The sequence below is a fragment of the Pantoea ananatis PA13 genome (assembly GCF_000233595.1).
GTDB classification, from domain to species: Bacteria; Pseudomonadota; Gammaproteobacteria; order Enterobacterales; family Enterobacteriaceae; genus Pantoea; species Pantoea ananatis.
This window is the reverse complement of sequence record NC_017554.1, coordinates 3060035-3081579: the sequence shown is the minus strand read 5'-3', so window position 1 is coordinate 3081579 and position 21545 is coordinate 3060035. Positions and strand designations below refer to the sequence as shown.

The 21545-nt window shown below is 53.8% G+C and carries 24 protein-coding genes; 14 read left to right on the top strand and 10 right to left on the bottom strand.

Features of this window, described 5'->3' with window-relative positions; genetic code table 11:
* Positions 1-34: 34 nt before the first annotated feature.
* Positions 35-670 (top strand): carbonic anhydrase, encoded by a 636-nt coding sequence (locus PAGR_RS14500; protein WP_013025190.1) that lies wholly within the window; start codon positions 35-37, stop codon positions 668-670.
* Positions 671-893: 223 nt separating this feature from the next.
* Positions 894-2030 (top strand): PQQ-dependent sugar dehydrogenase, encoded by a 1137-nt coding sequence (locus PAGR_RS14495; protein ID WP_014606216.1) that lies wholly within the window; start codon positions 894-896, stop codon positions 2028-2030.
* A 1-nt stretch (position 2031) separates the two neighbouring features.
* Here the strand turns inward: PAGR_RS14495 and PAGR_RS14490 are convergent, their stop codons facing one another.
* The gene (locus PAGR_RS14490; RefSeq protein ID WP_014593287.1) at positions 2032-2688 is read right to left on the bottom strand and encodes an HAD family hydrolase; all 657 of its coding nucleotides are present in this window, start codon (positions 2686-2688) and stop codon (positions 2032-2034) included.
* Positions 2689-2960: 272 nt separating this feature from the next.
* On the opposite strand from PAGR_RS14490, the gene PAGR_RS14485 reads away from it, so the two are divergent.
* Positions 2961-4163, top strand: coding sequence for a serine hydrolase (locus PAGR_RS14485; protein WP_013025193.1), 1203 nt, complete (start codon positions 2961-2963; stop codon positions 4161-4163).
* A gap of 30 nt (positions 4164-4193) precedes the next feature.
* On the opposite strand, the gene ybjG is transcribed toward PAGR_RS14485, so the two are convergent.
* Both ybjG and PAGR_RS14475 read right to left on the bottom strand, forming a co-directional pair.
* On the bottom strand, positions 4194-4799 hold the full coding sequence (gene ybjG / locus PAGR_RS14480; protein WP_013025194.1) for an undecaprenyl-diphosphate phosphatase: 606 nt from the start codon (positions 4797-4799) through the stop codon (positions 4194-4196).
* A 369-nt stretch (positions 4800-5168) separates the two neighbouring features.
* A complete protein-coding gene (locus tag PAGR_RS14475; protein ID WP_024470916.1) occupies positions 5169-6857 on the bottom strand; it encodes an aspartate:alanine antiporter in 1689 nt (562 codons plus the stop codon).
* Between the two features lie 253 nt (positions 6858-7110).
* Here PAGR_RS14475 and ybjM point away from each other — a divergent pair, with 253 nt between their 5' ends.
* The gene (gene ybjM / locus PAGR_RS14470; RefSeq protein WP_014606215.1) at positions 7111-7476 is read left to right on the top strand and encodes an inner membrane protein YbjM; all 366 of its coding nucleotides are present in this window, start codon (positions 7111-7113) and stop codon (positions 7474-7476) included.
* Positions 7477-7608: 132 nt separating this feature from the next.
* Here the strand turns inward: ybjM and PAGR_RS14465 are convergent, their stop codons facing one another.
* The gene (locus PAGR_RS14465) at positions 7609-7872 is read right to left on the bottom strand and encodes a GrxA family glutaredoxin (protein WP_013025197.1); all 264 of its coding nucleotides are present in this window, start codon (positions 7870-7872) and stop codon (positions 7609-7611) included.
* Between the two features lie 246 nt (positions 7873-8118).
* Between PAGR_RS14465 and PAGR_RS14460 the strand changes: the two genes are divergently transcribed.
* The 10 genes from PAGR_RS14460 to rlmC all read left to right on the top strand — a co-directional run bounded on the left by PAGR_RS14460 (position 8119) and on the right by rlmC (position 16978).
* Complete coding sequence (locus PAGR_RS14460; protein ID WP_014593290.1) at positions 8119-8376, top strand: DUF1418 family protein; 258 nt, start codon at positions 8119-8121, stop codon at positions 8374-8376.
* Positions 8377-8387: 11 nt separating this feature from the next.
* Positions 8388-9110, top strand: a complete 723-nt coding sequence (nfsA, locus tag PAGR_RS14455; protein ID WP_014593291.1) for an oxygen-insensitive NADPH nitroreductase — start codon at positions 8388-8390, stop codon at positions 9108-9110.
* Positions 9111-9132: 22 nt separating this feature from the next.
* Positions 9133-10035, top strand: coding sequence for a 30S ribosomal protein S6--L-glutamate ligase (gene rimK / locus PAGR_RS14450; protein WP_014593292.1), 903 nt, complete (start codon positions 9133-9135; stop codon positions 10033-10035).
* Positions 10036-10121: 86 nt separating this feature from the next.
* A complete protein-coding gene (locus tag PAGR_RS14445; RefSeq protein ID WP_014593293.1) occupies positions 10122-10601 on the top strand; it encodes a type III secretion system chaperone family protein in 480 nt (159 codons plus the stop codon).
* 493 nt (positions 10602-11094) lie between these two features.
* Positions 11095-12204 (top strand): spermidine/putrescine ABC transporter substrate-binding protein PotF, encoded by a 1110-nt coding sequence (gene potF, locus PAGR_RS14440; RefSeq protein ID WP_014593294.1) that lies wholly within the window; start codon positions 11095-11097, stop codon positions 12202-12204.
* 114 nt (positions 12205-12318) lie between these two features.
* Positions 12319-13452, top strand: coding sequence for a putrescine ABC transporter ATP-binding subunit PotG (gene potG, locus PAGR_RS14435; RefSeq protein ID WP_014606214.1), 1134 nt, complete (start codon positions 12319-12321; stop codon positions 13450-13452).
* Positions 13453-13461: 9 nt separating this feature from the next.
* Positions 13462-14424, top strand: a complete 963-nt coding sequence (gene potH / locus PAGR_RS14430) for a putrescine ABC transporter permease PotH (RefSeq protein WP_013025204.1) — start codon at positions 13462-13464, stop codon at positions 14422-14424.
* Entirely contained in the window at positions 14421-15266 is an 846-nt protein-coding gene (gene potI, locus PAGR_RS14425; RefSeq protein ID WP_013025205.1) for a putrescine ABC transporter permease PotI, read from the top strand. Before potH ends, potI begins: the two co-directional genes overlap by 4 nt.
* Before the next feature lie 74 nt (positions 15267-15340).
* Positions 15341-15808 (top strand): YbjO family protein, encoded by a 468-nt coding sequence (locus tag PAGR_RS14420; protein WP_014593297.1) that lies wholly within the window; start codon positions 15341-15343, stop codon positions 15806-15808.
* Positions 15809-15856: 48 nt separating this feature from the next.
* Positions 15857-16978, top strand: coding sequence for a 23S rRNA (uracil(747)-C(5))-methyltransferase RlmC (rlmC, locus tag PAGR_RS14415; RefSeq protein ID WP_014606213.1), 1122 nt, complete (start codon positions 15857-15859; stop codon positions 16976-16978).
* A gap of 83 nt (positions 16979-17061) precedes the next feature.
* Here rlmC and PAGR_RS14410 read toward each other — a convergent pair whose 3' ends face one another.
* From PAGR_RS14410 to PAGR_RS14385, 6 genes are all read right to left on the bottom strand, one after another.
* Positions 17062-17793 carry an arginine ABC transporter substrate-binding protein gene (locus tag PAGR_RS14410; RefSeq protein ID WP_014606212.1) on the bottom strand — a complete coding sequence of 244 codons (732 nt, stop codon included), beginning with the start codon at positions 17791-17793 and terminating at the stop codon, positions 17062-17064.
* A 122-nt stretch (positions 17794-17915) separates the two neighbouring features.
* Positions 17916-18584, bottom strand: a complete 669-nt coding sequence (gene artM / locus PAGR_RS14405) for an arginine ABC transporter permease ArtM (protein ID WP_013025209.1) — start codon at positions 18582-18584, stop codon at positions 17916-17918.
* Positions 18584-19300: an arginine ABC transporter permease ArtQ gene (gene artQ / locus PAGR_RS14400; RefSeq protein ID WP_014606211.1), complete on the bottom strand. Its 717-nt coding sequence runs from the start codon at positions 19298-19300 to the stop codon at positions 18584-18586. The genes artM and artQ overlap by 1 nt, the downstream gene beginning before the upstream one ends.
* Before the next feature lie 6 nt (positions 19301-19306).
* Positions 19307-20038 carry an arginine ABC transporter substrate-binding protein gene (gene artJ / locus PAGR_RS14395; RefSeq protein ID WP_014606210.1) on the bottom strand — a complete coding sequence of 244 codons (732 nt, stop codon included), beginning with the start codon at positions 20036-20038 and terminating at the stop codon, positions 19307-19309.
* Between the two features lie 15 nt (positions 20039-20053).
* The gene (gene artP / locus PAGR_RS14390) at positions 20054-20782 is read right to left on the bottom strand and encodes an arginine ABC transporter ATP-binding protein ArtP (protein WP_014606209.1); all 729 of its coding nucleotides are present in this window, start codon (positions 20780-20782) and stop codon (positions 20054-20056) included.
* Between the two features lie 222 nt (positions 20783-21004).
* Positions 21005-21544 carry a lipoprotein gene (locus PAGR_RS14385; RefSeq protein WP_014593303.1) on the bottom strand — a complete coding sequence of 180 codons (540 nt, stop codon included), beginning with the start codon at positions 21542-21544 and terminating at the stop codon, positions 21005-21007.
* Position 21545: the final 1 nt, after the last annotated feature.

Sequence of the window (21545 nt, the reverse complement as noted above, 5' to 3'; positions counted from 1 at the left end):
CAGATCATGACGTGGACAATGTGAGAGCAAAATAATGAAAGAGATCATCAACGGGTTTCTGAGTTTTCAGCAGACAGTCTTTCCCGAAAGAAAGGCGCTTTTTAAAAGTCTGGCATCTAATCAGAATCCAAAAGCGCTGTTTATCTCTTGCTCAGACAGCCGTCTGGTGCCGGAACTCGTTACTCAGCAGGAACCCGGACAGCTGTTCGTCATCCGTAATGCGGGCAACATTGTGCCCTCTTTTGGTCCGGAACCGGGCGGCGTGTCAGCGACAATTGAGTATGCCGTAATGGCGCTGGGGGTTTCTGACATCATTATCTGTGGTCACTCAAACTGTGGCGCGATGAACGCTATCGCCTCCTGTGCCTGTATGGATTCGATGCCAGCCGTCGAGCACTGGCTGCGTTATGCCGATGCGGCAAAAGCGGTGGTTGAGCAGCGTGAATACGATTCGCCTGAGAAGAAGCTCAACGAAATGGTGCAGGAAAACGTGATTGCCCAGCTGAACAACATGAAAACCCACCCGTCAGTCTCGGTCGGGTTACGTCAGGGCAAGCTGCGCCTGCACGGCTGGGTGTACGATATTGAGAGCGGTACGATTCTGGCGCTGACGCCGGGCGGTAAAGAGTTTATCTCACTGGCAGAAAATCCCGATACCTGTTTCGAATAACCGCTTCCGCCCGCTATCTTACTGCGGGCGGTCTCTTCTCTTCACGATCACTTTTCGGGCGGTCTCTTCTTTTCTCTTCACGATCCCTTTTCGGTCGGTTTTCCCAGCGCATGCCATTGCCCATCCTGCTGCCAACGCCTTGTTTAATCTTTTGTAAATCCTTTACTGCATTCCAGACGGTCTGACTACGCTTAACAGCACTGCACGCTGTCAGGAGAAGACTATGGTTCGTATTCCGACCCCGTTGTTATTGAGTGGCGCATTACTCTTTTCCAGCCCGCTGTGGGCGAGTGACCTTAAGGTTGAGGTGCTTCAGGATAAGCTGGATCACCCCTGGTCTGTGGCATTTTTGCCCGATAATCAGACGTTGCTGATTACTGAACGATCCGGCCAACTGCGCAGCTGGCGGCCTGACAGCGGCTTGTCCGAACCGATTCAGGGCGTGCCAAAGGTCTGGGCGCAGCGTCAGAGCGGACTGCTGGATGTGGTGCTGGCCCCCGATTTTGCCCAGAGCCGTCGCGTCTGGCTCAGCTATACCGAAGCGGACAGCAACGGCAAGGCCGGCGCCGTGGTGGGCTACGGCAAACTCAGCCCTGATAACCGCCAGTTAACCGATTTTCATGAGGTGATTCAGCAAACGCCGCGCCTCTCAAGTGGCAATAATATCGGCACCCGGCTGGCCTTCGATCGTCAGGGCTTTTTATGGATTGCCTTTGGCGACAACTTTGTCAGCAGTGCCGCACAGGACCTCGATAAACTTCAGGGCAAGCTGCTGCGTTTGAACGCGGACGGCAGCGTGCCAAACGATAATCCCTTCGTCAATAAACCCGGCGCGCGCCCCGAAATCTGGGCCTATGGTTTACGCAATCCTCAGGGGCTGGCACTGAATCCCTGGACTCAGGTGATGTGGGAAAGTGAGCATGGTCCCCGCGGTGGCGATGAGGTAAATATTATTCAGAAGGGCAAAAATTATGGCTGGCCGCTGGCAACCTACGGCATTGATTACAACGGCAATAAGGTGCCGGAATCCAAAGGCACGCATGTGGCAGGCACGGAACAGCCGGCGTTTTACTGGAAAGTCTCGCCAGCGATCAGCGGTATGGCGTTTTATAACAGCGCACGTTTTCCACAGTGGAAAAATTCGCTGTTTATTGGCGCGCTGAAAGAGAAGAACCTGATTCGGTTGCATATCAATGGCGAGAAGGTCGTCGAAGAACAACGGTTGCTGGACGGGCGCAATGAGCGTATCCGCGATGTCCGTCAGGGGCCCGATGGCTATCTCTATTTACTGACGGATGAGGCTAACGGTAAATTGCTCAGGGTTGGGTTGACGCAGGACGCCAGCGCGTCCCGCGGTTAACTCAGCGAGCCCAGTGGCAGACCTGCCAGCCGCGCTTTTCGGCTTCCTGTAACAGCGGTTCCGCCGGATTAATTACGTGTGCATAGTCGGCCTGCGCCAGCATGGGCAGGTCGTTCATGGAATCACTGTAAGCCCAGGTGTGCGCGTAGGTTTCGGCAGGGCGCGCGGCTTTCCATTCTTCTACCCGCTTCACTTTGCCATGCTGAAACGTCAGGGTGCCGTAGGTGTTGCCGCTATAACGTTCGTCCACCACTTCGACACCAATGGCCAGGGCCCCGCAGGCACCGAGCTGGCTGGCGATAGGATTCACCAGATGTTCGCCGCTGGCGGAGATCACGATAATTCTGTCACCGCGCGCCTGATGCCAGTCAAGCCGCGCCCGGGCTTCCGGGTAAACGCGCGGCATGATATCACGGTGGATAAAGCGTCGAACCCATCCTTCCACCGTCATCGTCGCCATGCCGGTCAGCGGGGAAAGGGTTTTATGCATGTACTCATCAATCGACAGCGTCCCGGCATAATATTGACGCATTAATTCCTGTTCTTCATCAATCAGGTCACTGGAGGCAAAGCCTTGTGAGACCAGCCAGCGTAGCCACAGGCCGGTACTGTCCTCACTAATCAGCGTTTCGTCCAGATCAAACAGGGCTAGATCCATAGGGGTTCTCCTCAATTGAATAAAGTCAGGGTAACCCAGTTTTGTGACGGCCTTAACTTTCTGATTAAAAAATCAGAATTTAGCGCATTTTTATGTGCGACATTCGTGAGGGAAAATGGCACGCGCGCGGCACGCTTGCCAGGGTTAATCTACTAAAATCTATAAAACTTTACGATTAAGCGGTTTTTTTCATTGACGCCAGCGGGTAGCGTTCTCACAGAAGGTGTTAAGCCTTTGACTCTCGTTTTACTAAGGACAATCCGGCCAAGCCCATGACAAATACTTGCTTTTCATCTCACCTGCGGCGTATTGCTGCAACCTCTTTGCTACTCGTTGCGCCGATGGCTGTTTTCGCGGAACAGGCACCGGCCGCCCCTCAAATTGACGCCAAAGCCTGGATTTTAATTGACTACGCCAGCGGCAAAGTGTTGACCGAATCCAATGCCGATCAGCGACTCGATCCCGCCAGCCTGACAAAAATGATGACCAGCTATGTGGTTGGCCAGGCAATCAAATCCGGCAAAATTAAACCTGACGACATGGTAACAGTGGGGCAGGATGCCTGGGCTACCGGCAATCCTAAACTGCGGGGCTCTTCTCTGATGTTTCTGAAGCCCGGCGATCGTATCCCGGTGCATGAGCTGAACAAAGGGATTGTGATCCAGTCCGGGAACGATGCCTGCATCGCGCTGGCGGACTATGTTGCCGGCAGTCAGGATTCCTTTATCGGTCTGATGAATAACTATGTGAAAGCGCTTGGCCTGAAAAACACCCACTTTATGACGGTGCATGGTCTGGATGCCGACGGTCAGTACAGCACCGCGCGGGACATGGCGCTGATTGGTCAGGCACTGATTCGGGATGTGCCGGAAGAGTACGCCCTGAACAAGGAAAAAGAGTTTACCTTTAACAATATTCGTCAGATGAACCGCAACCGTCTGCTCTGGAGCAGCAATCTGAAGGTGGATGGGATTAAAACCGGCCACACTTCTGGCGCGGGAAATAACCTGGTCGCTTCAGCCACCGAAGGCGATATGCGACTGATCTCGGTTGTGCTGGGCACCGCCAGTGATGCCATTCGCTTCCGGGAAAGTGAAAAATTACTGACGTGGGGCTTCCGCTTCTTTGAAACCGTGACCCCAATTAAAGCAGGTGCGCCTTTTGCCCAGCAGCGCGTCTGGTTTGGCGAACACAATCAGGTCAACCTGGGCGTGGAAAAAGACGCGGCACTGACCATTCCTAAAGGGCAGATGAAAAACCTCAAAGCCAGCTACAGCCTGACATCGCCGCAGCTTGAGGCGCCGTTGAAGAAAAATCAGGTCGTGGGCACCATTGATTTTCAGCTGGACGGTAAAACGATCGAACAACGTCCGCTGGTGGTGCTGCAGGATGTGCCGGAAGGCGGCTTCTTCAGCCGCATCATTGATTTCGTCATGATGAAATTTAATGGCTGGTTCGGGAAGTGGTTCAGCTAAAAACAGGGGACGCCGTGGCGTCCCTTTTTTTTAACCTTGTGTCCAGCCTTTACGAATCGGTAAAGCGAACAGCGCCCGATAGAGCGGGTTGATGATATTGAGCAGGCGTTCGCCATACAGTTGCCAGGCAAGGTGTGACGCCAGGCAACCCAGCATTCCCACCAGAAAACCGCCCAGCATATCCATTGGCCAGTGAACCCCAAGGTAAACACGGGACCAGGCGATTGCGGTGGCGACCACCATCAGAATGATGCCCGACCAGAGCCGATGCCAGAACAGGAAAGCCAGCGCAAAGGTGAAAATCGTGGTGCCGTGATCGCTGGGATAGGAGTCATCGGCCGCGTGCGCAAGAAACTGATGACCAAAATTGATCGCGAAAGGGCGCGGATGCGGTAACAGCTGCCCAACGCACCAGGAGATGGCGAGCGCGTACAGCAGCGCAATGCCGGTTTTTAATACCAGCACACGTTGTGAGGCAACCCGATCGCGCGGTCCCCACAGCCACAGTGCCACAATCAGCAGCGGAACGATGGCGATTAAGTCTCTGGCGATGAAGATGGCAAGCTGCAATAACCAGTGAGGCGAATCCGGTGTTGCGTTAATTGCCATAAACAGGGTGCGGTTCAATTCTTCCATTACGGGCTCGGTTCCTCTTACTGATGTTCAGATTCTCTCAATCCGGGAAAAAGGGCTTAAGCTAACGGGCGAAACCGGATTGAGTCTGTCGCATCTGCTAGCACATACTGCTAACAAAATAAGCTGCCTATCCTGCGTGCAGACGGTCAGAGAGTCCATCACAAGGTTCTTAATCTGCGTTAAGGTTGCAAAACGGTTTAAGTTTAATGATGTTTTAGTGTCCAGGCAGGGCGGGCAGGAGAAAGGCATAAAAAAACCCGCTGGGAAAAAGACCAGCGGGCTCCACAATTTGGGGATTTCAAAGAAAAGCAGTGGCACTTATTCAGACTGTGGTCGGGAAAAAAAGTTCTGGACGTCAGTAAAAAAATTTTATAAGGGCAGTAACGGCCAGATAATAACGATTAATGTTCCCGCCAGCGTCAGCAAAACGTTCGCGATAGCATAGGTCCCGGCGTAGCCAAGTGCCGGGATGTTACTGCGAGCCGTGTCGCTGATTATCTCCATGGCTGGCGCGCAGGTGCGTGCACCCATAATGGCGCCAAACAGCAGCGCGCGGTTCATGCGCAGAACATAGGCGCCAAACAGGTAGCAAATCACTACCGGTAACAGGCTGACCAGCAGGCCGCATAAGAGCATCAGTGCGCCGTTACCCGATATACCGTGGTCGATACCGCTGCCGGCGCTCAGCCCGACGCCCGCCATGAATACCATCAGCCCGAACTCTTTCACCATCGTCAGCGCACCCTGCGGAATATAGCCAAAGGTAGGATGGTTAGCGCGCAGGAAGCCCAGCATAATGCCGGCAAACAACAACCCTGCGGCGTTACCGATGCCAAAGCTAAAGTTGCTGAACTGGAACGTAATTAACCCGACCATCAGACCGATGATAAAAAAAGCACAGAATGCCAGCAGGTCGGTCATCTGACTGTGAATCGCCACAAAGCCGATGCGATCCGCTACGCTCTTCACCCGTCGCGCTTCGCCGCTGACCTGCAACACATCACCTTTGTTCAGCATGATGTTGTCATCAATAGGCATCTCGATCTGGCTGCGAATCACGCGGTTGAGAAAGCAGCCGTGATCGGTAAGGTTGAGTTTGCTTAGCCGTTTGTTGACGGCATTGTGGTTTTTCACCACGATCTCTTCCGTCACAATCCGCATATCCAGCAGATCGCGGTCAAAAACTTCTTTGCCGTTACGAAAGCTGGCATCCAGGCGCGCGTGGGCATCCGGATAGCCCACCAGGGAAATATCATCCCCCAGTTGCAGCACCGCATCACCATCCGGGCTGGCAAGGATGCCATTGCGGCGAATTCGTTCGATATAGCAGCCGGTTTGCCGGTAAATACCGAGCTCACGCAAGTTTTTGCCGCCGCTCCACGCCACAAGTTCCGGGCCGACGCGGTAAGCGCGAATCACCGGCAGAAACACTTTGCGCTGGCTGTCGGCGTCAAGACCGCGTTCGCGCGCAATCTGCTGGGCGCAGGTGGGTAAGTCCTGATGTTGTAAACGGGGCAGATAGCGTGCGCCGAAAATCAGGCTGACTAACCCGACAAGATAGGTTACGGCATAACCCAGGCTGAGTTGATCCTGCATGATGCTCAGCTGTCTGGGATCGCTGATGCTCTGGCGCAGCGTATCACCCGCGCCAACCAGGACCGGCGTGGACGTCATGGAGCCGGCCAGTACGCCTGCGGTCAGGCCGATGTCCCAGCCAAAGAGCTTGCCGAATCCCAGGGCCAGCAGCAGGGCGCTGACCACCATCACAATGGCGAGCATGAAATAATTTTTGCCATCCCGAAAGAAAATGGAAAAAAAGTTGGGGCCTGCTTCAATGCCGACGCAGAAAATAAACAACATGAAACCCAGGCTCAGGGCATCCGTATTCATCGAGAAGTGTTGCTGACCTAATAATAATGAAACCACTAATACGCCAATGGAATTTCCGAGTTGTATCGAGCCAAAACGTAATTTCCCCAGGCAAAGTCCCAGTGCCAGTACGAAAAATAATAACAGAATGTCATTACCTCTTAACAATTCTGCGATGTTAACATTCAACATTTTAACTTCTTGTTTACTTGTAACCTATTGAAGAGAGGCCTGTTTTTCGCTATCTTGAGCAGGCCGTAAGATTACCTCCAGCTATCACTGATGTCTGAAAAGGTAACGCGGCCAATATTCTAATCAGAAAAATCATTCTCAGCCATTGGCGACTTTCATTCGTTCTCAAAACGACTGTTTCTTTTTATTTCCACCAGGCTCGGCAAGGTCAAAGGCGAAGTTTTGGCATGTTTTTAATGAGTGGGGAGTTATGCCGCAGCGTTATTATTTCTGGGCAACCTGCGTATCAGGTGGCGTGTTTTATTGTGTCGTGTTTATGTTTACCCAGGATTTCCGGCTGTCAGGCACGCAGACGCTACACAGCCAGCCTGAATTGCTGCTTTTTTTACTGCCGGGTGCCGTCATGGCGCTCATGCAGCGGGAGGCGCCGCTAAAAAGCACGCTGGTGATGGCGTTTACTGGAACGGTGCTGGCTGCACTGCTGCTACATAGCGTGTTTGCCGGGAGTGCCAGCTGGAATTATATTGCTGTCTGGAGCATGAGCGGTATGTTCTGGGCGGGATGCGGGGCATTGCTGGTGCGATTGCTGCGACTGATCGCGGCGTCAAAGCGTTAGGCTACTGTGTTGAGCTGCATCCTGCCGTTGTCGCGTTATCGCACGCGGAGCTGGCTTAACCGATCATCAAGGCGCGGCTGGCATCACGCCAGCGCGCACTTTTCAGGACGTCAGTTCTGATACATCCGTTGCTCAGGCAACAAATCCCAGATTCTCTTTTGTCCAGGCGGCGAATTCGGTGTAGCCACCAATATGCTGCTCATCCAGAAAAATCTGCGGTACGGTGCTGACAGGTTTACCTGCACTGGCTTCCAGATCGGCTTTAGTGATGCCTTCCGCCTGAATATCAACATACTGGTAATTGAAATCGTCACGCCCGGCCTGCAGCTTATCCGCCAGTTCTTTCGCCCGAACACAGTAAGGGCAGCCGGGACGACCAAAAATAACAGCAATCATTGAGAACTCCTTGCGAGGTCAGTGTGTGATGACGATCACACGACAAAGTCTGGAAAGCCGGTAATGATGCCCGCTCGTCGTGCTTAAAGAAAGCAGGATTTACCTGTTAGTCTGATGCCCGCATCCTATGACGTCGCAAAGCCGGGCCCGGTGCTCTGCAATGGCACTCTCCGAAACCGCTGATGGGCAATTTTAAGGATCTTATCCATAATTGAGACTCAGTCAGCCCTGAGGCAGGAGGAAACCATGCGGAATGTCGCAAAATTGCCCAAGACCATACTGGCAATGGAGGCGCTGGGCGGCGTACTTATCGCGAGCGCGCTGCTGGTCGTTAACCAGTGGTTACCCGCACTGCCTGCCGGTGCCGGGAGCACGCGCCTGGCGACCGCACTGTTTATTATTGGCATTCTGCTGATGTTACCTGCCGCCTGGCTATTGATGTGGCGCTGTGCCAAAGCACTTGCGCCGCAGTTGTTCAACCTTTCTGAAAAAAAAGATAATTAGCTGGAGATTTTATGACACCGACTATCGATTTATTATGCAGCCACCGTTCCATCCGTTCTTTTACGGATCAAAAGGTGAGTGCTGAACAGCGTGAGGCGATTATTGCTGCGGCGCAATCGGCGTCCACATCCAGCTTTTTGCAGTGCTCATCTATTGTACGCATCACCGATCCGGCGTTACGTGACCAACTGGTTACCCTGACGGGCGGTCAGACATGGGTGGCCGAGGCGGCGGAGTTTTGGGTATTTTGCGCTGACTTTAATCGTCACCTGCAAATCTGCCCTGATGCCCAGTTAGGCCGGGCAGAACAGCTGCTGCTGGGCTGTGTGGATACGGCGCTGATGGCGCAAAATGCCATGGTGGCAGCGGAATCCCTGGGGCTGGGCGGCGTCTTTATTGGCGGCATTCGTAATAATATCGCTCAGGTTACCGAACTGCTGGGCCTGCCAAAATTTGTGCTGCCGCTGTTTGGTTTCTGTCTTGGCTATCCTGAATCCATACCGGATGTTAAACCGCGCATCCCGCAGTCGATGCTGGTGCACGAAAATCGTTATCAACCAGTGGATCCTGCGGTGCTGGCTGATTACGATAGCCGCACGGCGATCTACTATGAACAACGCGACAGCAACCAGCGTAGCGAAACCTGGAGCCAGTTGATTCAGCGCCTGATCATCAAAGAGACGCGCCCGTTTATGCTGGATTACCTGCATCAGCAGGGCTGGGCAACACGCTAATTTAACGCAAGGATTTTGATTGATGAAAATGGCCATTCTGTCGCGCGATGGAACGCTCTATTCCTGTCGCCGTTTACGTGACGTCGCCGAACAGCGCGGTCATTTTGTTCAAATCATCGATCCGCTCTCGTGTTACATGAACATCAACCCCGCCTCGCCCGGTATTCACTACCGTGGCGAGCCGCTGGGGCACTTCGATGCCGTTATTCCGCGCATTGGCACCGGGATTACCTTCTACGGCACGGCGGTGCTACGCCAGTTCGAAATGTGCGGCAGTTATCCTTTAAATGAATCCGCCGCCGTGACCCGCGCGCGTGACAAATTGCGTTCCCTGCAGCTGCTGGCACGGGACGGGATTGATATGCCGGTAACGGGATTTGCCTCTTCTCCTGACGACACGCAGGATCTGATCGCCATGGTAGGCGGCGCGCCGCTGGTGGTGAAACTGGTCGAAGGCACGCAGGGGATCGGCGTGGTGTTGGCAGAGACGCGCCAGGCGGCAGAAAGCGTTATCGATGCCTTTCGTGGGCTGAATGCACACATTTTAGTGCAGGAGTTTATTCAGGAAGCACGCGGACGCGATGTGCGCTGTCTGGTCATTGGCGATCGGGTCGTGGCGGCCATTGAGCGCCAGGCGAAAGAGGGCGATTTTCGCTCGAATTTACATCGCGGCGGCAAAGCCTGCACGGTTGACATTAGCGAGCAGGAGCGCGAGATGGCAGTCAAAGCCGCCGCGGTTCTGGGGCTGGACGTCGCGGGGGTGGATATTCTGCGCTCGGCGCGCGGCCCGCTGGTGATGGAGGTGAATGCTTCACCAGGTCTGGAAGGGATTGAAACCACAAGCGGTCTTGACATCGCAGGCATGATGATTGACCACATTGAACGGCATGCTACCCCCGGGCTCCGTCCTAAAACCACGGGTTGACCCGCGCTTTTCAGTGGTTTTCGTGGAATCTCACCACGTTTTTCCGTAAGCTAGGTCGCTTATTTATCACCCCATGGGATTTTACAATGGATTCTCTTGTCGTTCCGGATATCGACCTGCTGCGTCGTTGGCTGGATCAGCAAAATATCACTTGGTTTGAATGTGATGCTTGTCAGGCACTTCATTTGCCGCACATGCAAAACTTCGACGGGGTGTTTGACGCTAAAATCGACCTGGTCGATAACGTCATTCTGTTTTCGGCACTGGCCGAAGTAAAACCGACTGCGCTTATTCCGCTGGTGGGTGACTTATCGCAAATTAACGCCAGTTCGCTCACGGTGAAGGCGTTCATCGATATACAGGATGACAACCTGCCTAAGCTTATTGTTTGTCAGTCAATGATGACCACTGCCGGGTTAACCTTCGGGCAGTTTGCACACTTTATGAAGCAGAGCGAAGAAGAAATTTCCATGGTCATTATGGAAGCCTTTGCCAATAATCTGCTGATGATAGGTGAAGACGAAGAGCACGTCTCAAGCAGCAGCATCCATTCTGTTCTGCACTAAGAACAGGATCTGATTAAGCCGTCACCCGTGACGGCTTTTTTTATTCCCGGCGAATGTCTACTTGCTGACCCGCGCTATTTCCCGCCCCGCCGATGCAGCCGCAAAGATCCCTGTCTCCGGCACGCGTAATTCTTAATGTTATCAATTGTGAACGACATAGATTAATTTATAACCGTAATGTTTTATTCTGCATTAAGCCCTTAATTGCCAGATTTATGACGTTCTTTATGCCATAAAAGCCGAACCTCATAGCTTAAACATGCCTAAAATATTGAGTTCAGGCGTTTTTTACGCTGAGGTCTGGTGAACCCTTAACGGGGGGGCTATGCTTGCGGGGCGGCGACAAGCCTTAGATTGCCGCGCAGGTATAGGTTTTTACTATTAAACGTCCACTGAATAATGATTCATTGTGTCACTGAATTTTAATCACAAAACGCAAAACTGAATCACTGATGTGCAGCGTTGTTATAACCCGCTCAGGAGGATTAAAAGCATGTTCAACCAACGTCAAAAATGGTTGTCAGGTGTGGTTGCTGGGGTGCTGATGGCTGCTTCAGCCAGTACCATGGCGGAAGATAAGACGCTGCACGTTTATAACTGGTCGGATTATATTTCGCCAGATACCGTGCCTAATTTCGAAAAGCAGACCGGCATTAAAGTCGTCTACGACGTGTTTGATTCCAATGAAGTGCTGGAAGGCAAACTGATGGCCGGCAGTACGGGTTACGATGTCGTGGTGCCTTCTTCCAGTTTCCTGGCGCGTCAGCTTCAGTCCGGCGTGTTTCAGCCGCTAGATAAAAGCAAACTGCCAAACTATAAAAATCTGGATCCCGCGTTAATGGCGAAAGTGGCGCAACACGATCCGGGTAACAAATATGCGATTCCTTATTTGTGGGGCACCACCGGCATTGGCTATAACGTCGAAAAAGTGAAAGCTGCGCTGGGCGCGGATGCGCCGGTAAACAGTTGGGATCTGGTCTTGAAGCCGGAAAACCTGGAAAAACTGAAAAGTTGTGGCGTGTCTTTCCTGGATGCGCCTGAAGAGATCTTCGCAACCGTACTTAATTATTTGGGCAAAGATCCTAACAGCAGCGATGCAAAAGATTATTCTGGCGCCGCGACGGATCTGCTACTTAAGCTGCGTCCGAATATTCGTTACTTCCACTCTTCGCAATATATTAACGATCTGGCGAACGGCAATATCTGTGTGGCTATTGGCTGGTCAGGCGATATTCTTCAGGCGAAAAACCGTGCGGAGAAAGCAAAGAATGGCGTCAACATTGGTTACAGCGTACCGAAAGAGGGCGCACTGGCCTTCTTCGATATGATGGCGATTCCAAAAGACGCGAAAGATGTGGATGCCGCTTACACCTGGCTGAATTACATCATGGATCCGAAAGTGATTGCTGACATCTCCAATAAAATGAATTACGCCAACGGCAATAAAGCGTCACTGCCGCTGATTAATGCCGATATCCGTAATAACCCGGGTATTTACCCGACGCCGGATGCCATGGCCAAACTGTTTGTGCTGAAGGTCCAAGATCCAAAACTGGATCGTGTGCGTACGCGTGCATGGACTAAGGTTAAAAGCGGTAAGTAATTCGACAGCATATGTTTTGTGACAGCAACAGAGGCGCAGTGCAGGCCTCTGTTGTGCCATTTTTAGCGGCACTGTTTGCCGCGTTGTTCCGCCTGGCTCCGGAGAACTACATTCGTGAACGATGCCATCCCTCGCCCGCAAAATAAAACCGCAAAAGCGTTAACGCCGCTGCTGGAAATTCGCAACCTGACCAAATCGTTTGACGGCCAGCATGCCGTGGATGATGTCAGCCTGACCATTTACAAAGGGGAGATTTTCGCTCTGCTCGGCGCGTCCGGCTGTGGCAAATCTACCCTTTTACGCATGCTGGCGGGTTTTGAACAGCCCACCAGCGGCCAGATTGTGCTGGATGGGCACGATCTCTCCCATGTCGCGCCCTATCAGCGGCCGATCAATATGATGTTTCAGAGCTATGCGCTGTTCCCCCATATGACGGTTGAGCAGAACATCGCCTTTGGCCTAAAGCAAGACAAACTGGCAAAGGGCGAAATCGCCAGCCGCGTGGAAGAAATGCTGTCACTGGTGCACATGCAGGAATTTGCCAAACGTAAGCCGCACCAGCTTTCAGGGGGTCAACGGCAGCGCGTGGCGCTGGCGCGCAGCCTGGCAAAGCGGCCTAAACTGCTGCTACTGGATGAACCCATGGGGGCGCTGGACAAAAAGCTACGCGACCGTATGCAACTGGAAGTGGTCGATATTCTGGAGCGGGTCGGGGCGACCTGCGTGATGGTGACGCACGATCAGGAAGAGGCCATGACGATGGCGGGGCGAATTGCCATCATGAACCGGGGCAAATTCGTCCAAATTGGTGAGCCGGAAGAGATTTACGAGCATCCTACCAGCCGCTACAGCGCCGAGTTTATCGGTTCAGTTAACGTGTTCGACGGTCTGCTGCGTGAACGTCAGGAAGACGGCCTGGTGATTGACAGTCCGGGCCTCAAGCATCCTCTGAAAGTGGATTCCGATGTGTCGGTCGTCGATAACGTGCCGGTTCACGTTGCCCTGCGCCCGGAAAAGGTGATGCTGTGTGAAGAGATCCCTGCCGATGGCTGTAACGTCGCGGACGGTGAGGTGGTACACATCGCGTATCTGGGCGATCTCTCCATTTACCATGTTCGCCTGCACAGCGGTCAGATGCTCAGTGCCCAGCTGCAAAATGAACATCGCTACCGCAAAGGTATGCCGACCTGGGGCGACCAGGTGCGCCTGTGCTGGGACAGTGACAGCTGCGTGGTTTTGACAGTTTAAGGAGGCGCGATGAGCCAGATTTTTCAACGCACGAAAGCCCCGGCTAAGCTGCTCGGTACACCGTTGCAGCGCTGGGCAACGCGCATAAAAATGCAGCACGGGCGCAAGCTCGTCATTGCATTGCCTTACCTGTGGCTGATTCTGTTTTTTCTGTTGCCGTTCCTGATTGTTTTAAAAATCAGCTTTGCGGATATTGCCCGTGCCATTCCGCCTTACACCGAGTTGGTCACCTGGGCTGACGATCAACTGAGTCTGGTATTGAATCTGGGCAACTATGTCACGCTCAGTGAGGATCCGCTGTATATCGACGCCTATTTGCAGTCGTTAAAAGTGGCCGCGATCTCCACTGTCATCTGTCTGCTGATTGGTTATCCGCTGGCCTGGGCCGTCGCGCACAGTAAGCCCTCGATGCGGTCTGTCCTGCTGCTGCTGGTCATATTGCCGTCGTGGACGTCGTTCCTGGTGCGGGTTTACGCCTGGATGGGGCTGCTGAACAATAACGGTATTCTTAATCGTTTTCTGATGTGGACAGGCGTGATCGATCATCCACTGGTGATCCTCTACACCAATACGGCGGTCTATATCGGGATTGTGTACTGCTATCTGCCGTTTATGGTCTTGCCCATCTATACCGCGCTGACGCGTATCGATTACTCGCTGGTGGAAGCCTCGCTGGACCTGGGCGCGCGCCCGCTGAAAACCTTCTTCAGCGTGATCGTGCCTCTGACCAAAGGCGGCATCATTGCTGGTTCCATGCTGGTGTTTATCCCGGCGGTCGGCGAGTACGTGATTCCCGAACTGCTGGGCGGACCGGACAGCATCATGATTGGTCGTATTCTCTGGCAGGAGTTCTTTAACAACCGCGACTGGCCGGTGGCCTCCGCGCTGGCGGTGATCATTTTGCTGATTTTGATTCTGCCGATTATCTGGTTCCATAAACATCAAAACCGAGAAATGGGAGAGAAGGGATGAATAATCTGCCAACGATCCGCTCTCCCTGGCGCACGGCGATTTTGGCCTGCTGCTTTATGTTTCTGTACGCGCCGATGCTGCTGCTGGTGGTTTACTCCTTTAACAGTTCCCAGCTGGTTACGGTCTGGGAAGGGTTTTCATTTCACTGGTATCAGGTGCTGTTTCAGGACGATGCCATGATCGATGCGGTGCTGCTGAGCCTCACCATTGCTGCGCTTTCCGCCACCATGGCGGTGGTGCTGGGTACCATGGCGGCGGTGATCATCGTGCGGTTTGGGCGTTTTCGTGGCCATAACGGCTTTGCCTTTATGCTCACTGCACCGCTGGTCATGCCCGATGTGATTACCGGCCTGTCGCTGCTGTTGCTGTTTGTCGGGCTCGGCAATGCGCTGGGCTGGCCGACAGAACGCGGTACGCTCACCATCTGGCTGGCGCACGTGACCTTCTGTACCGCCTACGTGGCGGTGGTGATCAATTCGCGCCTGCGCGAGTTGGACCGTTCAATTGAGGAAGCCGCAATGGATCTTGGCGCGACGCCGTTGAAGGTCTTCTTTGTGATCACGGTGCCGATGATTGCGCCGGCCATCGTGACCGGCTGGCTGCTGGCCTTTACCCTGTCACTGGATGACCTGGTGATTGCCAGCTTTGTGACCGGCCCGGGTGCCACCACCTTACCGATGGCGATTTTTGCCACGGTACGACGTGGCGTTAATCCGGAGATCAACGCGCTGGCTTCCCTGATCCTGTTCGTTGTGGGCATCGTGGGCTTTATTGCCTGGCGCGTCATGGCACATGAAGAAAAACAGCGTTTAAGCGATATTCAGAAAGCGAAACGTGGCTGAAATCCCCGACTTTTGCCATTCTATAGAAGGGCTGGTTAATCCAGCCTTTTTATCGTCATGGTGGAGTGAAAGACATGTCGGAAATGCTTAAACACGGCGCTGTTTTACCGGCTGCCCCGGTCCCCGTCACGGTGGCGGGCGTGGCGATTATCGCGACGCGCTGCCTGAGCGTGTTGATGCTGGCGAATGAACTGGGTTATACCGAGCTGGCCAACTTTGTCCATCGCAGTGCGCAGTCATGGGATTCCACGCTGATCTTCATCGCCAGCCAGGTCATTTTCTTATTTGAATTGCGCTGTGCCTTTACGCTGATGCGCGGAAGCAACCGGGGACGCTGGGGATTCGTGGCGGCGCAAATTGTGGTGCTGTTATATATGTTGATGGCCTCCACAGGCGGGATCTATCCGGAAATCTACAGTATTGCAGGTGAAAATAATCTGCAGATTATTCACCGCACGCTGCTGCAAAAACTGCCCGATCTGATGGTGTTATTACTGCTTTTTCTGCCCGCCAGCAGCCGCGCATTTTTCCGCAAGCGGTGATACAATCGCGCTCCGCCAACCTTCCCGACAGTTAATACAGGCTTTACCATGCACTGCGCGCTCTATGACGCTCACCGTTGCCGCTCTTGCCAGTGGCTTGAAAAACCCTATCCCCAGCAGCTTGATGATAAAGGGGCCCGGCTGAACCAACTGCTGGCCGCGTTTCCGGTTAAACAGTGGCTGCCGCCGGTAACCTCAGCGCAGCAAGGGTTCCGCAATAAAGCAAAGATGGTGGTAAGCGGCAGCGTTGAGCGTCCGGTTTTCGGCATAGTGCAGCGCAACGGCGAGGCGACAGATCTTTGCGCATGTCCGCTTTATCCCGACAGCTTTTCCCCGGTACTGGCGACCTTAAAACCCTTTATCGCGCGTGCCGGTTTAACGCCGTATAACATTGAACGTCAGCGCGGTGAACTGAAGTATTTGCTGCTCACCGAAAGTACCCAGGGCGGCATGATGCTGCGTTTTGTCCTGCGGTCGCACACCAAACTGACACAGCTGCGTAACGCCCTGCCGTGGCTACAGCAGCAACTCCCACAGCTAAAGGTCATTTCAGCCAACATACAGCCGGTGCATATGGCTATTCTGGAAGGGGACGAGGAGGTCGCATTGACATCCACTCAGGCGCTGGCGGACGAGTTTAACGGCGTGCCGTTGTGGATTCGGCCACAAAGCTTTTTCCAGACCAATCCTCAGGTCGCCAGTGCGCTGTACGCGACGGCGCGCGACTGGGTACGTCAACTGCCGGTGACCAGCATGTGGGATCTGTTTTGCGGCGTGGGCGGATTTGGCCTGCATTGTGCCTCACCCACGTTAGCGCTTACCGGTATTGAGATCAGTCCCGAAGCCATCCAGTGCGCGCAGCGCTCTGCGCAGATGCTGGGTCTGAACAACGTCAGTTTTGCCGCACTGGATTCCACCGCGTTTGCCACTGAGCGGGATAGGGTGCCACAGCTGGTGCTGGTGAATCCGCCGCGTCGCGGGATTGGGGAAGCGCTGTGTGATTATCTCAGCGCCATGGCGCCTGACTATGTGCTCTATTCAAGCTGCAATCCGCAGACCATGGCACAGGATATTGCCCGGCTGAAGGATTACGAGGTGACCCAGGTACAGCTGTTCGATATGTTTCCGCACACGGCGCATTTTGAAGTGCTGACGCTACTGACGCGTTAACGGTCAGGCGGGCCAGCCTGATCCTCTGCTGAACGGAGGAGAGTGCAGAACCGATCAGCCGAAACGCCGCTGGCCCATGAGCGTTATTCAGGGAACCATTTCTGATTGATTTTCTGCCAGCTGCCGTTGGCTTTCAGGGCCGCCAGCGCCTGATTAAATTTATCCCGCAGTGGGGCGTTACCTTTGCGCACCGCAATCCCCAGGCCGGTACCAAAGTACGCCGGGTCGGTAACGTGTTCACCGACGCTGGCCAGATCGTTGTTGGTTTTTAACCACTGATTGACAACTGCGCTGTCGCCAAATACGCCGTCAAGACGTCCGCTTTTCATGTCCAGAATCGCATTCTGATAGCTGTCATACGCGACGACGTTGATTTCCGGATGCTTGTCCTGCAGATATTTCTGGTGCGTTGTACCGTTCTCAACGCCGATGCGTTTGCCCTTCAGCGCATCAATAGCGGTAAATTTCCCTTTAGGCGCAATCACAATGGCGGAGTTCGCGTAATAGGGCTGAGTGAAGTCAACCTGCTTACTGCGTTCAGCGGTGATATCCATACCGGCAATCACGGCGTCATAGCGGCGGAACTTAAGTGAGGGGATCAGGCTGTCAAAGGCCGTGTTGGTAAACGAGCATTCCGCTTTCATCTGTTCGCACAGCGCTTTCGCCAGATCGATGTCGAAACCGACAATCTGATTATCGCTGTTCAGCGATTCGAAAGGTGGGTAGGTGGCAGAGGTCGCGAAGCGAATTTTCTCAGCAGCCTGAGCGCTTACGGCCAGGCTTATCAGTGCAGCGGCAATCATCCATTTTTTCATTACAGGCTCCCGTTAGCCATCAATAACACAGCAAGTGAATGCGCCACACGATGCCAGTAAATGAATTTTTATGCAATAAATATGATTATAAAATTAATCAGGCAGGCTGCCCTGCCTGCGGGTTAATTTCGCCGTTCGAACGCCAGGGCGCGTTTCTCGATCAGGCGCATCATAATGGTGAGCAGCCCGTTGACACAGAGGTAAATCAGCCCGGCAGCCGCGTAGACCGTGACGTCATAGGTCCGGCCATACAGCAGTTGACCATGGCCCATGACCTCCATCAGCGTAATGGTAAACGCCAGGGATGTGCCCTTAAACACCAGCACCACTTCGTTGGAGTAAGAAGACAGGGCGCGCTTAAACGCATAAGGCAGCAAAATACGCAGGGTTTGGCGGGGCGTCATGCCCAGGGCTTCACAGGACTGCCACTGACCAGCGGGAATGGCACGAACGGCGCCGTAGAACAGCTGAGTCGTGTAGGCCGCGCTGTTAAGCGACAGGGCCAGCATGGCGCAGAGCCAGGGCTGTGACAAGAGATGCCATAACCAGGGCAGCGTTTGCAGGCTGGGAAACTGGCCCGGCCCGTAGTAGATCAGGAAGATCTGCACCAGCAGCGGCGTGCCGGTAAACAGGGTAATAAAGCCTTTTACCAGCGGAGAAAACAGCGGGGTTTTCAAGGCCAGTACGATGGTAAAGAGCAGCGACAGCAGCAGCGCGGTTACGAGCGAGGCCGCGGTCAGGCTCAGGCTGGTGTTAAGCCCTTTAAGCAGTTCGGGTAGATAGCTCAGCATCAGCTGTTCCCCCGCTCAAAACGCGTGGTGCGCAGTTCAATTCGGCGCAGTACGGCCTGACTGAAAAGCGTGATCGCCAGATAAATGGCCGCCGCCACTAAAAACCAGGTGAAAGGCTCCTGGGTGCGGGTCGCGATACTTTTCGTCTGCAACATAAGATCGTTAACGCTAATCAGCGACACCAGCGCCGTATCCTTTAGCAAAACCAGCCACTGGTTTCCCAAGCCTGGCAAGGCATGGCGCCACATTTGCGGGATAATCAGACGGAAAAAAATCGCTGACTTTTTCATGCCGAGCGCCTGGCCGGATTCCCACTGTCCAATCGGGACGGCTTTCAGCGCGCCGCGCAGGGTTTGCGAAGCATAGGCCGCATAAAGCATGGCCAGAGCAATAACACCACAGAGGAACGGGCTAACGTCAAAGTTTTCAATGTGCATCTGAACCGGCAGCGTAAACAGGCCGAAGTTCAGCGTAAAGCCGTCGGATAAGGTCAGCAGCAGCTGTGATGCGCCGAAGTAGATAAACAGCACGACCAGGATTTCCGGCAGGCCGCGAATCAGCGTGACGAGCGTGGTTCCGATCCACGCCAGCGGCTTCAGTCGCAGTGACTCCCAGCCGGCAAAGATCATCGCCAGCACCAGGCCAGCGATGAGGGCACAAACAGCAAGGCCGACGGTCATGCCGGCGGCGCTTGCAAGCGGGATTATTTCATTCATCAGAAATTACTGCTGGAACCATTTGCTGTAGATGGTTTTGTAGGTGCCATCGGCTTTGATTTTGTCCAGTGCCGTGTTGAATTTGCTTTGCAGCTCGGTATTTCCCTGACGCACAGCAATGCCCAGACCGGTACCGAAATACGCTTTATCCGTTACTTTCTCACCCACCGGGGCCAGGTTAGCGTTCTGCTTCAGCCACTCGTTGACTACGGCGCTGTCACCAAAGACGGCATCGATGCGGCCATTTTTCAGATCCAGTACCGCATTCTGGTAGCTGTCGTAAGGCACAACGGTAATATCCGCGTGCTTGTCCGTCAGGTATTTTTGATGCGTGGTGCCATTCTGCACGCCGACGCGCTTGCCTTTCAGCGCCTCAACGCTCGCCACTTTGCCTTTCTGCGCAACGAAGATCGCCGAGTTGTCATAGTAAGGTTTGCTGAACAGGACCTGCTTTTCACGTTCAGGGGTGATGTCCATGCCTGCCATCACCGCATCAAAGCGGCGGAATTTCAGGCTGGGGATCAGGCTGTCAAAGGCCTGGTTGGTGAATGTACAGGTCGCATCCATCTCTTTACACAGCGCATTAGCCAGATCGACATCAAAGCCCTGAATTTTGTTATTCGCATCAACAAATTCAAAAGGAGGATAGGAAGCCTCAGTAGCAATACGAATGGTTTCGGCAGCGGAAGCGCTCAGACTTAATCCGGCAAGCAGTGCAGCAAGTACGACTTTTTTCATTTTTAGCATCCTGACTTAGTGCGAAAGATAATGTGCAAACGCCTCGGTTTGCGGCTGTGTAAAGCGGCTGGCATCGCCCTGTTCCACAATATGACCGTTTTCCATGTACACCACACGGCTGGCCGTTTTACGCGCCACTTCCACCTCATGGGTCACGATCACCTGGGTAATCTGGGTCTGGGCCAGTTCGCGAATGATACTGACAATCTGTGCGGTGATTTCGGGGTCGAGCGCAGCGGTCGGTTCATCAAATAACAGGATCTGCGGCTCCATCATCAGCGCGCGGGCAATCGCAACACGTTGCTGCTGTCCGCCAGAGAGGTGCAGGGGAAAGCGGTCGCTGTAGCTGGTGAGACGCAGACGATCGAGCAGCTTGTCGGCTCGGGCCCGGGCATCGGCTTTGCTTAAGCCCAGTACACGGCAGGGCGCTTCCATCAGGTTTTGCAGTACCGTCAGATGGGGCCAGAGATTGTACTGCTGAAAAACCATGCCTACGTTTTGGCGCAGCTCGCGTATTGCTGCCGTCGAAGGCGTTTTGCTGAAGTCGAAATCGTGACCTGCAATGTGCAACTGACCAGAGCGCGGGTGCTCAAGCAGATTCAGCACACGCAACAGCGAGCTTTTCCCTGCACCGCTTGGGCCAAGCAGCACCAGGGTTTCGCCTTGCGGACATTCCAGGTTAATGTCAAACAGCGCCTGATGAGCACCGTAGAAACAGTTAATCGCGTTTAGTTGAATACTCATGCGCCAATTTTGAATAGCTATTAGTTTTGCGGATTTTAACGTCACCAAAATAGTTATGCAATTAAGGTGGCTTAAAATTTACGAATAAGCGGTAAACACCCAAAAGATTAGCACAAGATGTTGTGAGGTGAACGGCGGGCGTTTCTGGAAAGGCAGGCGGAATGCCGTCTGAACGCGTCCGGCGGTTAAGCCCTTGCGTTCAGACGTGGAGGTAAAGGTTATTTATTTTTTCGCCTTTTCAAGCATCTGGCTCAGAGAACCGCCTGCCGGGTGAGGCACGTCTGCGACGTAGCGGACATCGTCCACCACCCAGCAACTGCCCTGATGGATCATCAACACTTCATCCTGCCACTGCTTATCGTCACGGCTCATGTTTACCCGCAGCGGGATATTGCGGGCATCCCGGTTTGGAATGGTCGACGCATCAGCAACATCAGCCTGAGTTGGCCCCTGTGCCAGGCTGGAGAACAGATCGCCGCTGTGCCATTGCGTTGCGTTCTGGCTTTGGCTTGCTTCCTGAAGGGCGTGATAGAGGCCTTCGCTCAGGTAAGGACGATAGTTTGCCAGCGTGGTGGTATCAGGCAGACCGGCGGTGGGATGTGCGATCCGCATATCGTAGAACTTTTGTGCCACGGTGTCGGGGCCGCCTTCAACGCAAGGGGCGAGTCGTGGGCCGTTATCCTTAATTACCGGCTCTACTGTCGTACAGGCACTCAGCAGAAGCGCGGCCGGGAGCAAAAGCGCAAAACCTTTGTTTCTCATC